The 14,217-nt window shown below is 34.1% G+C and carries 14 protein-coding genes and 1 pseudogene; 9 read left to right on the top strand and 6 right to left on the bottom strand.

The annotated features are described in order from the left end of the window. Nucleotides 1-313 (top strand): annotated as a pseudogene (locus WIW89_RS00665) (IS701 family transposase); the annotation flags it as partial. A gap of 318 nt (nt 314-631) precedes the next feature. Here the strand turns inward: WIW89_RS00665 and WIW89_RS00660 are convergent. Together WIW89_RS00660 and WIW89_RS00655 are read right to left on the bottom strand one after the other, a co-directional pair. Continuing rightward, nucleotides 632-1,672 carry a glycosyltransferase gene (locus tag WIW89_RS00660; RefSeq protein WP_337719370.1) on the bottom strand — a complete coding sequence of 347 codons (1,041 nt, stop codon included), beginning with the start codon at nt 1,670-1,672 and terminating at the stop codon, nt 632-634. Between the two features lie 82 nt (nt 1,673-1,754). Further along, entirely contained in the window at nt 1,755-2,672 is a 918-nt protein-coding gene (locus WIW89_RS00655) for a glycosyltransferase (RefSeq protein ID WP_337719369.1), read from the bottom strand. 391 nt (nt 2,673-3,063) lie between these two features. Between WIW89_RS00655 and WIW89_RS00650 the strand changes: the two genes are divergently transcribed. From WIW89_RS00650 to WIW89_RS00630, 5 genes are all read left to right on the top strand, one after another. Continuing rightward, the gene (locus tag WIW89_RS00650; protein ID WP_337719368.1) at nt 3,064-4,701 is read left to right on the top strand and encodes a hypothetical protein; all 1,638 of its coding nucleotides are present in this window, start codon (nt 3,064-3,066) and stop codon (nt 4,699-4,701) included. After that, on the top strand, nt 4,698-5,225 hold the full coding sequence (locus tag WIW89_RS00645; RefSeq protein WP_337719367.1) for a hypothetical protein: 528 nt from the start codon (nt 4,698-4,700) through the stop codon (nt 5,223-5,225). Before WIW89_RS00650 ends, WIW89_RS00645 begins: the two co-directional genes overlap by 4 nt. Nucleotides 5,226-5,693: 468 nt before the next feature. Next, nucleotides 5,694-6,590 carry a glycosyltransferase family 2 protein gene (locus tag WIW89_RS00640; protein WP_337719366.1) on the top strand — a complete coding sequence of 299 codons (897 nt, stop codon included), beginning with the start codon at nt 5,694-5,696 and terminating at the stop codon, nt 6,588-6,590. Continuing rightward, nucleotides 6,583-7,473 carry a glycosyltransferase family 2 protein gene (locus WIW89_RS00635; protein ID WP_337719365.1) on the top strand — a complete coding sequence of 297 codons (891 nt, stop codon included), beginning with the start codon at nt 6,583-6,585 and terminating at the stop codon, nt 7,471-7,473. Before WIW89_RS00640 ends, WIW89_RS00635 begins: the two co-directional genes overlap by 8 nt. Before the next feature lie 59 nt (nt 7,474-7,532). Next, nucleotides 7,533-8,501: an FkbM family methyltransferase gene (locus WIW89_RS00630; RefSeq protein WP_337719364.1), complete on the top strand. Its 969-nt coding sequence runs from the start codon at nt 7,533-7,535 to the stop codon at nt 8,499-8,501. Nucleotides 8,502-8,557: 56 nt separating this feature from the next. Here WIW89_RS00630 and WIW89_RS00625 read toward each other — a convergent pair whose 3' ends face one another. From WIW89_RS00625 to WIW89_RS00610, 4 genes are all read right to left on the bottom strand, one after another. Next, the gene (locus WIW89_RS00625; RefSeq protein ID WP_337719363.1) at nt 8,558-9,577 is read right to left on the bottom strand and encodes a glycosyltransferase family 2 protein; all 1,020 of its coding nucleotides are present in this window, start codon (nt 9,575-9,577) and stop codon (nt 8,558-8,560) included. Between the two features lie 73 nt (nt 9,578-9,650). Then, the gene (locus WIW89_RS00620; protein ID WP_337719362.1) at nt 9,651-9,881 is read right to left on the bottom strand and encodes a hypothetical protein; all 231 of its coding nucleotides are present in this window, start codon (nt 9,879-9,881) and stop codon (nt 9,651-9,653) included. 726 nt (nt 9,882-10,607) lie between these two features. Then, the gene (locus WIW89_RS00615; protein WP_337719361.1) at nt 10,608-11,399 is read right to left on the bottom strand and encodes a glycosyltransferase family 2 protein; all 792 of its coding nucleotides are present in this window, start codon (nt 11,397-11,399) and stop codon (nt 10,608-10,610) included. Nucleotides 11,400-11,459: 60 nt separating this feature from the next. After that, the gene (locus WIW89_RS00610) at nt 11,460-11,639 is read right to left on the bottom strand and encodes a glycosyltransferase family 2 protein (protein ID WP_337719360.1); all 180 of its coding nucleotides are present in this window, start codon (nt 11,637-11,639) and stop codon (nt 11,460-11,462) included. Between the two features lie 153 nt (nt 11,640-11,792). Here WIW89_RS00610 and WIW89_RS00605 point away from each other — a divergent pair, with 153 nt between their 5' ends. The 3 genes from WIW89_RS00605 to WIW89_RS00595 all read left to right on the top strand — a co-directional run bounded on the left by WIW89_RS00605 (nt 11,793) and on the right by WIW89_RS00595 (nt 14,160). Then, the gene (locus WIW89_RS00605) at nt 11,793-12,857 is read left to right on the top strand and encodes a glycosyltransferase family 4 protein (RefSeq protein ID WP_337719359.1); all 1,065 of its coding nucleotides are present in this window, start codon (nt 11,793-11,795) and stop codon (nt 12,855-12,857) included. A gap of 309 nt (nt 12,858-13,166) precedes the next feature. Further along, a complete protein-coding gene (locus WIW89_RS00600; RefSeq protein WP_337719358.1) occupies nt 13,167-13,676 on the top strand; it encodes a glycosyltransferase family A protein in 510 nt (169 codons plus the stop codon). Continuing rightward, nucleotides 13,654-14,160 carry a hypothetical protein gene (locus WIW89_RS00595; protein WP_337719357.1) on the top strand — a complete coding sequence of 169 codons (507 nt, stop codon included), beginning with the start codon at nt 13,654-13,656 and terminating at the stop codon, nt 14,158-14,160. The genes WIW89_RS00600 and WIW89_RS00595 overlap by 23 nt, the downstream gene beginning before the upstream one ends. Nucleotides 14,161-14,217: the final 57 nt, after the last annotated feature.

Raw genomic sequence — 14,217 nt, 5'->3', positions numbered from 1 at the left:
CTCCGGGACACACGTCAGATACCTCTACACGACCGATCTCTCGCTCAGCGAGGAGGAGATCGAGGAGGCATGGAGGATGAGGTGGGAGATCGAGGAGCTCCACAGGGACGTCAAGGCCCTTGGACTGGAGGACTCTTCGTTCTGGAGGAGAGAGAGGCTTCAGGGTTACCTCACGATCTTCACCATCATGGTCAACGTTGTCAGGGAGCTGGTGGGGGCTCTTAACCTGAGGAGCGTGGAGGCGTTCCTCAGGTTCGTTGAACGTTATTTAGGTGGACCGCCGGGGCTGATGAAAATCTTTAAGTTACGTTAAAGTCCCATAACTGCTGCAAAATATTTCCTATCCCTCTTTAAAGTATTTTGTGGACTGGGACCTAAAAGTGAGTTTTTCCAAGTATTTCTTAGTGACTCTAGCTGCGCTCTTCCTGCTTAATAGGACTGAGATAAGATCAGATATTATCTCACTCAAGGGACTAGACGTAATGGATAAAAGCGCAAGTGAGCTCTCCGGCTATCCCTACTGCTCACCAAATGGAGTCCAGAATAGACGGTGGAAACGATGATGACGTAACCCTCAACTTTCCAGAGTAGTCAGATAAATACACACTTATATGCTCGTGAAGGACACAGATTACTTGCTCTCCTTTTTCCACATCAAGAATTCGCCTCTCAAAGCCTTAAATTGTGCCATTATTAGAAAGAACTGATTGGGTACCCAAGCTTTCACTAACTCCCTTGCCTGAGGTATAACTAACGCGATCAACAGTACTAATAGCAAGAAGAGGAAAAGCTTCGGCAAATAAATTGCCGTTAGAACTATACCGAGTGCTAAAAACCAAGGGTTTATTAAGTGCAGGTAAAACTCCTCAAGAAAAATTGCTTTATATTTCCTGTTCTTACTCCTCATAACTTTAGGTAAAAAGCGTACAAAATGTCTCACCAAGTGTAACCCCCTTCTAGTCTTCCAACTAAAGTAATCTAACCCCTTTGGTGAGTACTCAAATGCTCTTACTTTAGTGCATATGGCCCTATATCCCTTTAAAGCAATAAGCGTAGCTATGCTGCTATCATCAGCACCGGCATTAGGAATTTCGTCTGCAGAAAGCAAGCTCTTCCTGAAAGCCGTTAGCTCACCGTGGAAAATCGGAGTGGAGTAAATAGCAGACTCGGACAGCCTGATCACATTATAAAAGTTCCTATAAGCGTTTTCAGTACCTCTATTACTCCTCTTAATACAGCTGACAGCACCTATCTCGTCCTTTAAGTACTTTACGGCATCTATCAAAGGGTCGTCCCACAAAGCGTCAGCATCAGTTATTACTACTATATCATTACTAGCATTCCTTATTCCCTCTTTTACTGCGAATATTTTACCTCTCCTCTCCTTCTCCTTAACTATTTTTATCGGAATGCCGAGTGATTTGGCTACCTCTGTAGTGTTGTCAGTAGAAGAGTCAACGAGTATAATTTCAGCGTATTCCAGAGGGTAACTCTTCATAACGTTCAACAACTTGTCCCTGATTTTATCCCCCTCGTTATACGTAGGGATAATTATGCTTACGGGTTTGTAGCCTTCAGCTTCAACTTCCGCTATTCTCTTATCTTTTATGGCAAAGAAATAAGCTAATGGTTCCGAGAAGTGGAGTGCTAAAAGCTCTAAGCCTAAGAGCATTAAGAAAAATCGCACGGTTTATATTAATAAGCTTTCATTTCCACGAATACAGCTAAATTATAACATGTAACGTCCAGGTCTTTTAAGGTGACAAGTAACCTATAAAGAACCCTATTAAAGACATGTAGATCAGGAAGGGGGCTAATAACGTGTACTTAGACCGCTTATATTGTTTACACGTCTCTAAATTTACTTTTATATAGAGCGTAACATAAAATAGTAATATCAAAGCCAAGAATAACAGTATCTTACCAGTTACAATTAATATCACTGATAACGCGATTGAAGTTAAGAAAATGAACAATCTCATTATAGAATCCTTGACTATCCACTTCTCCCCAGTAAAAGCCTTATAAGCCTTGGCACCTTTAGCAGCATCGACGTTCTGCTTTATGTAAGACCTCAAAGAGTTTCTGTGGTAGTGATAAATATAGTCAGAATAGTTGACGTAAAAAGTATAGCCAGCCTTCTTTAACCTATGTAACAACTCATCTTCCTGCAAATAGTTCATTTTCTCGTTAAAACCACCTACTTTAAGTACCGCATCACGTCTGTAAACAGCACCGTTAGCAGTAGTAAATCCCTTACACAAGAAAGTATCTATCGCCTTTTGCATTATCGTAGAGTCAGGAGGTGAGTACACCTTAGTAAAAACAACTGCTACCTTTTCGTCGGTTTCCATAACCTTAACTGCGTCGCTTATCCAACCTGGAGTAGCTATAGTAGCATCGCTGTCAAGAAACGCAACGTACTTACCCTTGCTTTCCAAAACGCCTCGGTTGTAAGCAACTCCCCTACCTCTCCTTTCCTCAATTACAATTCTTAAGTTGTAAACATTTTTGTACTCTTTAACAATATCCAAAGTACCGTCGTCCGATTTACCGTCAACTACTATTAATTCAACGTTAGAGTAATTCAAAAGCTTTATAGACTCTAAAGTCTTTCTAACAGTCTTAGCCGAATTTAAGGTGGGAATCACTATACTGACCAGAGGTTCCATAAAAGATGTGCTCATTTGCTTTAAAAAAGCCTTTTCTCAAATCGACTTAGTCCTTCTGTACTGTTTTTTGGAACGGTAAAGGTAACTATTTATCTAGCCTTTAAAAATCTTCCATAATTATAAACTGTAAGTATATTGTAAGTTTATAAAATTTAATCTTTTGTTATCATCTATCTAAAAGACACTATAATAGAGCTTGAGACAACGGTTCATCGTGTACTTCGCTAAAATCTTTGTAGGTTTAGTTATACCTAGCATCACGAGTGCTCTTATACAACTTAACATATACAATCAACTCATTTTTTTCCTAAGTAATATTCATTTATTGAATATTTGTACCTAGAAAAAAGGCTCTATAAATACTTTTAAGTAACTTTTCATAAATACTATCATGGATTTAGTAAAGCTTATTGGAGCTATTATTGCTATAGCCTTTTTCTCGGCTTATATTATAATAACTAACGTTCCGGCAAATATAAATACATATGTAAATCAACCTAAGCAAATAGCTAATCAAATAAACTATATAATACCTAAAAATTTTTCTATTTCTTCGTTTAATATAGATCTCCAAAATCTGACTCAGTTAGCAAATGAGTATAAACAAATTTCTGGCAAGTTAAGTGTTGAAGTTCCCTCTTTTTATCATAATTTAACGGGAAATTTAAAAATAAATATACCTAAAATTCCTAACCGGATTACTGGAAAGCTATTCGTAAATCTTAGTTCTATAAACATTAGAGGGGTTTATTTAAATATATACAATGATTTCAATCAGAGTATAATAATAGAAAATATCACAGGAAAGTACCTAATTCTTTCCTCTGAGCAATATTTTACCCCAATGGAAGAGAAAAAGGTATTTATCAATATAACGAACTTTACGGGGTTTTATGAACTTTATAGCAAAGGAGAGGAAAACGTCACTTTCCACATAAATGTTGATGGAATAAATTTTACTAGTTACATGATTTTATCTAAAAGCTCAAATATCTCTCTATCTGTACCAAATTATCAAGGTGGAACAGTAAGTGTGAATATTACCAATACTTTCCCATACAGCATAATTATTGACAATATAACTGGAAAATATTTGTACTTAGAAAAGAATATTACCATAGGAAGTAATGCTACTTCTACTGCAGTATTTTACGTTAGTAATTTTACCGGGTTTTATAATTTATATAATCAAAGTAAGGAAATAGTAAGTGTTAGTGTAGAAGTTGATGGAATAAAAATAAGCAAGGAAGAATTATTAGGCAAAAACTTCAACATTTCATTACCCAATACTCTTGGAGGAGTCGTAAATATTAAAGTATATAATCCGTTTAACTTTACTATCATGTTATACAAAGCTTATGGAGAGTATTTCCAACTAGAAAGTGTATATGCTTTGAAGCCCGGTTACTCATATTTACCTTTTAATGTAACTAATTTCTACCTATTGTACAATAATATAAAAGATAAGACAGAAAATATAACTGTACTAGTGGGAATAGGAAATATTAATATTACTAAAACTTTTCCTTTGGGCAGTTCTATAAACCTGACGTATTACGAAAGTGGAGAAGTATCCATAACTGTTAGCAATCCTCTGAACACTACTCTTATAATCTATAACATAACCGGCAAATATTTATATTTATTAAATAAAACTGAAATTAAACCTTTCAGCCACGGAATTTTAAGAATTTATGTAACTAATTTCACCGGCATTCCTAATGAGAAAATAACGCTCCTTGCCAACGTTTATGGAGAAAATATAAGCGAAAGCTTCGAAGTAAGTAACTCATTATCTATTTCCATAAATCAAGTAGATGTTCCAGTTCACAATCCTTTCAACGAAACTATCATCATTTACAACATAACCGGCAAATATTTATATCTAACCAAGATTTATACAATCCCTCCTGGGTATACACAATTATTGGAAATCAAAATAATAAACGAAAGTGAAGTGTTCGACGAAAATATTACTATAAAAGCTCAGATAGGCCAAACAAATATTACATACGTGGTGGGACTATGATAAAGTATCCCTTCACGTTAATTTACCTAATTTCTAGCCTAATTATAATCGTACTACCTTTTTACTGGTGGACTTATAATTTTGGCGGACTTGTAGTAATAGAGACTTCCCCATTCCAAATGTCCATATATTTCCTGGGAACGTTTCTTAAGATTTCATACGTAATAAGTGCAGCTCTGGAAGCTTTTAGAATATTTTTAATAATAGTAATAAGTAGAGATATTTACTTATTTTTAAAAGGAAAAATAATAATAAGAAACAGAATTTTACTTATGTTAACTATCTCATATTTAGTATATCCCCTCGTAATATATGTAGTGATAACGTATTTAATGTCCTCGCACGGTATATACTCTAACTATTCGTTTTTAGAAATTGGTAAGGAATTAGTGAGCGTAAAATATGAGAACGTTAACTTACTATTAACCTTTACCTTCTATCCTCAGATCATATATTGGATTGCGTTAGCAATAAGTTTTCTATTTATTCCATCGTATTTAGAAACTAGAAAGCTTAAAAAATGAGCTTCTCTCCTTCTTTTTAATTCTTATTGATTTATGTAATTTTAAGAGCACTATTTGTGTGTTAGCTTCTTGTATCTAGGTTAGCTAATAGCTGCTTAGATAGAACAACTGCTTCCCTATTTAGTTCCTAACTTCTTAGTAGATAGCCTAAATAATCGGCGAGAGAAACACCTTCTAGTTCAAAGCCTCACTCTTTAAGCTTACCACGTCTTCATGTTAAAACATTTTATAGTACAAACACTAACTGTATTAGACTATTTAAAGAGATAAATACCATGATTTATCTTAATTCATGCGTCCTAGCGAAAACGAACGTTATTCTCACACCGTATTTTAATTACTGACGTCTCCAATCTTGGAAGGGGTGATCAGCCTTTTGTAATGCTTTCGTTAACATTTGTGCAATTCTGGAATCTTTTAAACCTCAAGAAAAAGGCTTATAAATTTATTTCAAAAATTATTGACAGAATGGGTTTAGAAGAAGTAGTGACGTTCTTAATACCCACGCTTAACGAGAGGAATGGAATTGGACAAGTAATTGATGAAATAAAGTCCTTAGGATTCAATAAAATAATAGTAGTAGACGGAAACTCAACTGACGGGACTGCAGAAATAGCAAAAGAGAAAGGAGCTAAAGTGATCTACCAACAAGGGAAGGGAAAAGCTTTGGCCATAATGACCGGATTAAAACACGTAGATACACCTTATGTGGTAGTAATTGACGGAGACTATACTTATAATCCTGCCGATGTGATCAAGGCGTTAAAAATAATGGAGGATTACGATGAGGTAATTGTCGTGAGAGGGAATAGGAAAAACATACCTTTACTTAACCGCTTCGGTAACTGGGTTATAACTAAAACGTTCAACTTACTTTTCGGGACCAAATTGAAAGACGTTCTTTCCGGTTTTTACGTCTTGAGGACTAATGAAGTTAAAGGAGTTAACTTTGAAGTCAAAGGTTTCTCCATTGAAGTCGCTATAAGCGCTTACTTAGCTTCCCATTCAAAGAGGATAGGAGAAGTAATTGGTGATTATAGGGCTAGAAAAGGAGAGAGCAAATTAAAGAAAATACATGGTCTCAAAATACTCTTCGATACAATTCTGCTCGCAGCTAAGTTCAACCCAGTATTCCTCATATTCGTAGTAGGGTCAGTATTATTACTACCCGGGTTTGCCATACTGTCTTACGTAGCTTTAGACTACTTAGCTTTTCACATTTTCCACTTTGTCCTAGCATTTATAGGCTTCAGCTTATTTAACGTAGGGCTTATATCCCTCCTCCTATCCGTGCTAGCCCTTTATTTAAAGAGAATGGAGTACAGACTAAATGAGAAAATAGGAGGTTTGAAGAGAGATGTGTAAACTAGCAGTTCTAATAACTTCGTATAACAGATCGGAATTATTCAAAAAGACGCTGAAGAGCTGGTTAGATAGAAAGGAAGTTGACACTCTAATCATTAAGGCCGACTCATCAAAGAGGGAAGAGTATGAAGGATATAAAGAGGCTTTAGAGGAAATTAAAGGTAAAAGCGTTATATACGAGATAAGCGATAAGAGGAGCGGGACAACTACAGCTAAAAATCGCGTGTTGGAGATGGCTTTACAAAATGACTGTAGGTTTATGATATGTGCAGACGACGACCACTATATTCCAACAGAAAGTGACGTGAAGGGGACCTTGAGGATTCTCCTTCACGGGTCAATTGGGGTAGTGGGGGGCAAAGTGATTAATCTGGGTAATAGGGCAGTAGACCCTGACTTCTTCTTAAATCTTCCAATTGCGGACTCATTAAGTAAAGCTTTAGGTTATATTTTCTTGGACGTTAAGAACGGCCCCAGGCTTGCTGAGTTTGTCCCAGCTTTCTTCATGATAAAAGGTGAGGCCGTGAAAAACGTTAGGTATGATGAATTCTACGACAGTACTAACGGGTTTAGAGAGGAGAGCGACTTTCAGCAGGGAGTTAAAAAGGCTGGATATAAACTAGTCTTTAACCCATATTTTTACGTTTACCACATACCTATTGAGGAAGGAGGAAATAGAGGAGTATCTTTATCGAGACGAATTTTCGGTAAGTCTAAAGCTAATACTTATTTTTCTTTTAAGTGGTATTCAAAGCCTAAAGCTATATGGTACGTTTTAGTCTCATCTATTATCCTTATATTATATTCGCCCAATAATGCTTTAGAAGTAATGAAAGGGATTAAAGACGGTTTAAAGGAATATCAATCAAGGCTTACTAGATGAGGGAAGTTCCGGTAACTCATAACAGCGACATTTAAATAACGGGAAAAGGAATAAAGGTTGTGTATTTAACTAGGAAAGTCAAGGTGTTCCTAAAGAGCAGAGAGATTATAGATAACTGGTTACCATTAGCGTTAGAATATATGAAAGGAAAGGAGAAAATCAAGATTAAAGTAGGCGGAAAAGAATTCGTCGTTAGTAGGCGGTTTTATTCGGATATTGTAAATATGTTTTACGATAAGGAAATACAGGAGATAATGAATGAGGGTAATAAGCTTATAATAAAAACTAAAATTCAAGATTTTCAAGTTGACAATCATATTTACAAAGAAGGATTTAAATTTTTATACGAGGGCTTAAAACGGGGATGGAAGTATAAGGACGGCGTTGTAGAGAAAGAAGGCGTCTTTTTCAAATATGTTAGCCATTCTGTTTTCGAGATAATTGACGGACATGCATACGATAATATAGATGTCTATGGTAGAGATGTTGTTGACATAGGTGCTAATGTTGGTGACTCATCAATCTATTTTGCATTAAAAGGAGCTAGGAAAGTTGTAGGCGTTGAGCCTTTACCTAACGTGTACGCTCGAGCTATAGAGAATGTCAAGCTTAACCACTTAGAGGGTAAAATATTTTTAATAAATGCTGCTCTAGGTTCTAAGAGTGGAAAGATTAAAGTGCCTTGTAATACGCCAACGTATGACTCAGACCGTTTTTCTACTTTAAGGACTAATGGAGAATGTGAGGTTCCTATAGTAACCTTATCTGAGGTTATGAAACAAATTACTGAGCCATATCTTCTCAAAATGGACTGTGAAGGTTGTGAGTTTGATGTAATACTTAATGATTATGAGCACGTTAGGATGTTTGAGAAATTACTTATGGAACACCATGCAAAGTTTACTGGTATTGAATATACAAAATTAGTAGACAAATTATCTAGTGACTTTCACTGCGAACTAACTTCATCGGCACCTTGGGTCTCTAAGGAAGAAATAGGGTTGTTATGGTGTGATAAAATTAAATAAATAAAACCTAGAGTGTTTAGATAAGGAATAATCTTGTCTACACGAAATTAGTGTCTTTATATTTTTGATTTGTGTTTTACTATTAAACCCCTTCTGATTAATTCTTCCTCATTAATGAAAATTTCATTCTTTCTCTTTCTGTAAATTTCTGGTAATTTGGATATAACCCAAACCAATGCCTTAACCCTGGCTTTAAACAAATAAGTCTTCCTCCTCTTAACTAAGTCCATGAGCATTGAACCGAAGAAGTAGAAAAGGACTTTAGGTATTTTCCTAAACAAATACCCCCTACTGAAGTTCTTTAAGATGAAATAAAGCCTCCTACTCTCTATAAAATACGTTAGCTTTATTTCCCTACTTCTCAAATCCTTAGACAACGCTCCGTGCTCATGATGAAATATGCTAATAGGCAAGAACTTTACTTTATATCCTCTTTTGATAGCCCTAAAGCATATATCAGTGTCATCATACTCGTAAAAGTAATTCGGATCAAAACCTTGAAGCTCATCAAGAAGCTTTTTACTGATTAGCATAGCAGAGCCTTTAGCATAAAGAATATCGGTAACGTCTATACATTGATTTTCTGCCGGCTCTCCTTTCCTAAGCTCCCTTGGATAGCCTAGTTCATCAATAAGCCCCCCACAACTATCTATTAAACCGTTAGGGTAAACCAATTTTAGCTGAAAAACTATATTATAATTCTCTTTATTTAATATAGTAGACAATTGGAATAATGTGCTTGGAGGTAATGTTACATCCTGATCTAAAAAGAGAATAAATTCTCCGCTAGCTTTATTAATTCCAGAATTTTTACTGTTTGCGACACCTAGTTTTTCCTCATACTTGAAGTACCTTATTGGTAAAATATTTATATATTTTTTTACAATCTCTTCGGTCTTATCTTTAGAACCGTTGTCTATTATGATTACTTCATAATCGTCATGGAAGTCTTGAGCTTTAATACTCTCTAATAACTCACCAATTGTATCCTCAGCGTTGGAAGTAGGAATAACAATTGATAACACATTAGCATATTGGCTAAACAATAATAAAACTACTGTATCATTATCGATCATGCAATGGTGGGACAATATGATTAATAAAATTGAACTATTTTCTTTTTACACAATGAAGCATACCTATCTTATTTTAATCCCAGTTTGGATCATTTTTCCTGTATATGTGTTCATCTACAAAATTACAGTTGTATTCTCCTTCAAGCAATTGTATTAACTTATAGATAGACATACCAATATTATAAGCATGGTATTCAAACGCTAATTGATCAAATTTAGATATTGCCTCGTAATCGTTTAAAATTAAGTTATATTCACATCCTTCGCAATCTATTTTTAGTATATCAGTTTCTAAATTGTACATCTTTATAACAATATTTAATGTTTCCCTTTTTAACCTTTATTCCATTTCCTTCAGACTCTTTGAACGGTGTCACCGGCGCCTGCTTGGTTTCTACATTGGAGATGACGATATATCCTTCCTTATCTCCTACAGCCATATTTAATGGAACGATCTATCCTTCAAGACCGTTTATCCTAATATTTTCCACTAATTCTTCATACGCTCCAGGGTGAGGCTCTATTGCAATTACCTTTTTAGCCCCTTAATTGCGAAATAAATAGCCGTATCTCCTACGAAAGCCCCTACGTCTACTATTGATTTATTCTTAACATCCACGTAACCATATACTTCATCCTCAAATGTTTCAATAATTTCATAATAAATATGTTTAAATTTTGTATTTCCTTTTTCCCAATACTTACCATTATATCTCCAATTATAATAGAGGGCTTTCAGAATACTATCAAATTCTCCACTAGCTATAAGTATTTCGTTTACTGGTATCCAATAAGTATTTCCATTAACATAAAACCCAATAGAATTATTGGAGCAATTAATTATCTTTCCTTCATAATATAGGGATGAAATTTTCGCAAACTCGTCTCTGCTAACTTTAACTACACCATCATCCTTACATTTAAGAAGAATTTCGGGATTTTTAAAAGCATATTTAAGAATACAAATGGTCCAATTTTTCTGTAATTCTAGACTTAATAGCTATTTTAGCTCTTTTTATATAATTACTCATTACCTTACACCTTTAACTATTCTTTTAATTAAAATTTTCGTCCGTTTCGAAGGAATACCGTTATAAATAATGTGTGGAAATAAATTAAGAAATTCATGTAAATCATGTTTAATTAGATATAGCTCCGAAAGGTCTTTAATCGCACTTAATACGTTTTGTTTGTAGCCTAATTTTTTCTTTATTTCTTCTGGTGAGTTGTACAAGGTCAACTTAGCTTCCAATAACCTCATTTTTACAACACTTCGAACCCGATTTTTTGGAGAGATGTTATTAATTATAATTTTTAGGTCATTTATAGATCTCCTTAAGAAAAAAAGCTTTCTTAATAAATCCTTTTCGTTAAGTGCTATTGAATTGTTCTCATTGTGGATTCTATATCTCGTCAATCTATCTGCCGTATGAAATAGTTTACCACATTCAGCCGCAAAGGCGGGGACAAAATCTTCTAAGGCTTGATTTATTTGTTTAAGAAGAGTTAATTTACTCTCTAAGCAACTACGTCTAACAGCCATTAAACTTACAGTTGCTACAGCACCGTAGTTCTTTATCAGAAAATTTTTAACTTTTTTATCAAACGGGTTTATAAGAACGTCTTCATGAGGAGTTATTCCTTCGAGAAATCTAATAATCCCGCTTATTTTAGGGTCTTTAGTGTTTATATCAACTATTTTATCATTATAAATATACTCTCTTGTATCATGAAAGTACGACACTTCTTTTTGGGTACTAAATACCTTGTATATTTTACTTAGTTTATTTGGTTTAAACTCGTCGTCTTCTAGAAACGCCAAAATTTCACCCTTTGACTCTTCAATTCCTACGCTAACTCGTTTCCCATAGCTAGGAGTATCTTATATAATATTTTTATAGCCTAATTTTGCAATATAATCGTCTATGTCTTTATCTTCAAAGTTCTTAGCTATAACCACTTCATATAATCCTTTATCTAATGACTGAGTGTAGACGCTCCTTATTGCGTTTTTAAGGAACTCTTTTCTATTATAAGCTGATATAATTACGCTAATTAACATTTAGGAGTATAATACATAAGCGGTTAATAAATTCTTCATTACACTATAGATTAATTTATGAAAATTCTGTTCGTATTAATTAGCACGGGACTAACCGGCGGAGTTAGATATATCTTTTAAGTAGCTAACGCGTTAAAGGATAAAGGTTATGATGTGAAAATAGAAGCTTTAGTCGGAGATCATAGTTGGTTCAAGAATTTAAGGGCAGAAGTTATTTATAAGCCATTAAACTTAAATACGGTTGGTTCGATAGTGTATGCTTTTTACAAGTTTTATAGATACGTTATTCTACGAAGTGCTAAGAGAAACCCTTATGATACTTTTCTTTTAATTTCGTCTAAACTCGGTGTAAGACCGGACATTATTATTGAATTAGCTGAGTTAATCAGAAGCTTTGACTCAGACGTTACTGTTGCGACTTATCACTTGACAGCTTTCTCAGTTTGGTTTTCACAAAATAAAAACCCATTTTATTTGATGCAAGACTTTCCAGAAATGGTAGAAGAAAATGAAGGTAAGTTAAGCTTAAACATGTTTTATCACTCGCTAAAGTTACCATTCTCTTTTATAACAGTTTCTTCTTACGCTAAACAACTAATTGTGGAAAACAATCCCTTAGCGAAAGTAACTATAGCGCATCCCGGAGTTGATTTGAACATTTTTAGACCAAGAAGAACGAATAGCCGAAATCAGAAGAAGAGGGTTATGGTAATATTAAGGGGGGTTAGGTTTAAAGGTGACGAAGTAGCACTGGAAGTATTAAAGAACGTTAACAAAAAGGTTCCTATTCATGTAGTTTTTGTTGGAGGTAAAAGTCTTGTTAGGCATTATTCAAAGACTATAGGATTAGACTTCGAATACTTAGTATTTTCTAACGTATCGGATGAAGTCCTTGCTGAACTTTATTCGTCATCAGATGTTCTTCTCTTTACATCTTATGCTGAAAGCTTTGGTTTACCTCCATTAGAGGCTATGGCTTGCGGAACTCCAGTAGTTATGACTGATAATAAAGGTTCTAGGGATTACGCTATAGATGGTTTTAATGCGTTAATTTCACAACCTGGTTATGTTAAATCCTTGTCAGATAATTTACTGAAAATGATTCAAGATGATAAAGTGAGGGAGAGAATGATAGAGAATGGACTAGAGACTGCCAAAAAATTTACATGGGCAAAAACAGTAGAGAGTTTTGAGAAGGCGTTAAAAGAAACAAATTGAGTTATAAAATAGTATAATAAAATTGTATTAATTTCTGGTTTACTGTTATTGATTTACTGTAGTGAACGTGTGAGTTTTAATTGTTATAGAGCTTATTTTTATAGTTTAAAATACATCATTTCTCCTCTTTGTTAACAGCCAAGTTGAACGGTTTAATTTAGTATCGTGCCAGATGAGGGCAAACTATCTTCAAATCACATTATATGCGTCATCAATATAGGTTACGCTTGGGTTCAATAACTGTAAACGTATGAGGACTTTGATAATTCGTTTCTCAAAAAATTTTAACTGGTAATTTGAGCTATACTTGTGAAGTCAGCAGTAATAATTACAGTTTACAAGAGGTATAAGTATATTGATGAAGCGTTAAACTCAGTTTTATCTCAATCAGTCAAACCAGATCAGATAATTATAGTAGCTGACAATCCGAAGATGTTGAACAACTCTATAAATGCAACTGTAATTGAGGCAGACTATCCACAATTCGGAAAGATGATTTTTGAGGCAATTAAGGCTTTGAGAGATGATATCGACGTTGTATATTTCCTTGATGATGATGATATGTTTCATAAAAATAAAATTGAATACATAAATAAAATTTTTGAGAAAAGAAGAGATGTAGTTACAATTCACAACTCGAGCAAATTAATTGATGAGAACGGAAATCAATTAAACTTAACTTGGGGTGTACCGTTTGAGGTCTTAGTAAATAGAAACAACTTCAGAAAAATCCACCATCAATATCCTTTTGGGCTAGTAAATAATTCTTCTTATTCTATAAGAAAAGAATTTTTAGTTGAAATTAAAAAAAAACCTTAGCTATATAGATTTGGGACTAGTTCATGCTCTACTATATTTATCTTTAGAACATAACAATTTATTACACATACCAGAGAAATTGACCACATATAGGGTAGGTACTGGAATATCTACTTATAGTGAAGTAATAGACTACAGTAAGTTTTTAGAAAATAAAAATAAGATAGTATGCCTTTTTAACAGAATTTTAGAAGATTTTAGGTACTTAGGTTCACTTATAACAAGTTGTAAACAATGTAAGAAAGAAATCCAGAGAACAATTCTATTTCTAGAACTATACTTAAGTGCTGAAAATGAGGTTTTTAAATGTAGCTATAAAGCTCAACTTCCATCTTTAAATAGTCTTTTCTTCTCGTCAATAAGATATTACTTTGATGGAACAATAACTGTAAAAGATCTTTATAATGTTGCAAAAGGTGTTTTAGCACAGCTAATCTTAGGCAGAAAGAAAGTATCTGAAAGGAGAAGCAAAAAAGGATATTAACCGTTGATTGGACTTACATAATTTTTAGAACGTAAAGGTTCTTTTATATACTGGAAC

This window comes from Stygiolobus sp. CP850M (assembly GCF_037389425.1).
In the GTDB taxonomy this organism is placed as follows: domain Archaea; phylum Thermoproteota; class Thermoprotei_A; order Sulfolobales; family Sulfolobaceae; genus Stygiolobus.
The sequence above is the reverse complement of the archived record's forward strand: the minus strand, read 5'-3'. Positions and strand labels throughout refer to the sequence as shown.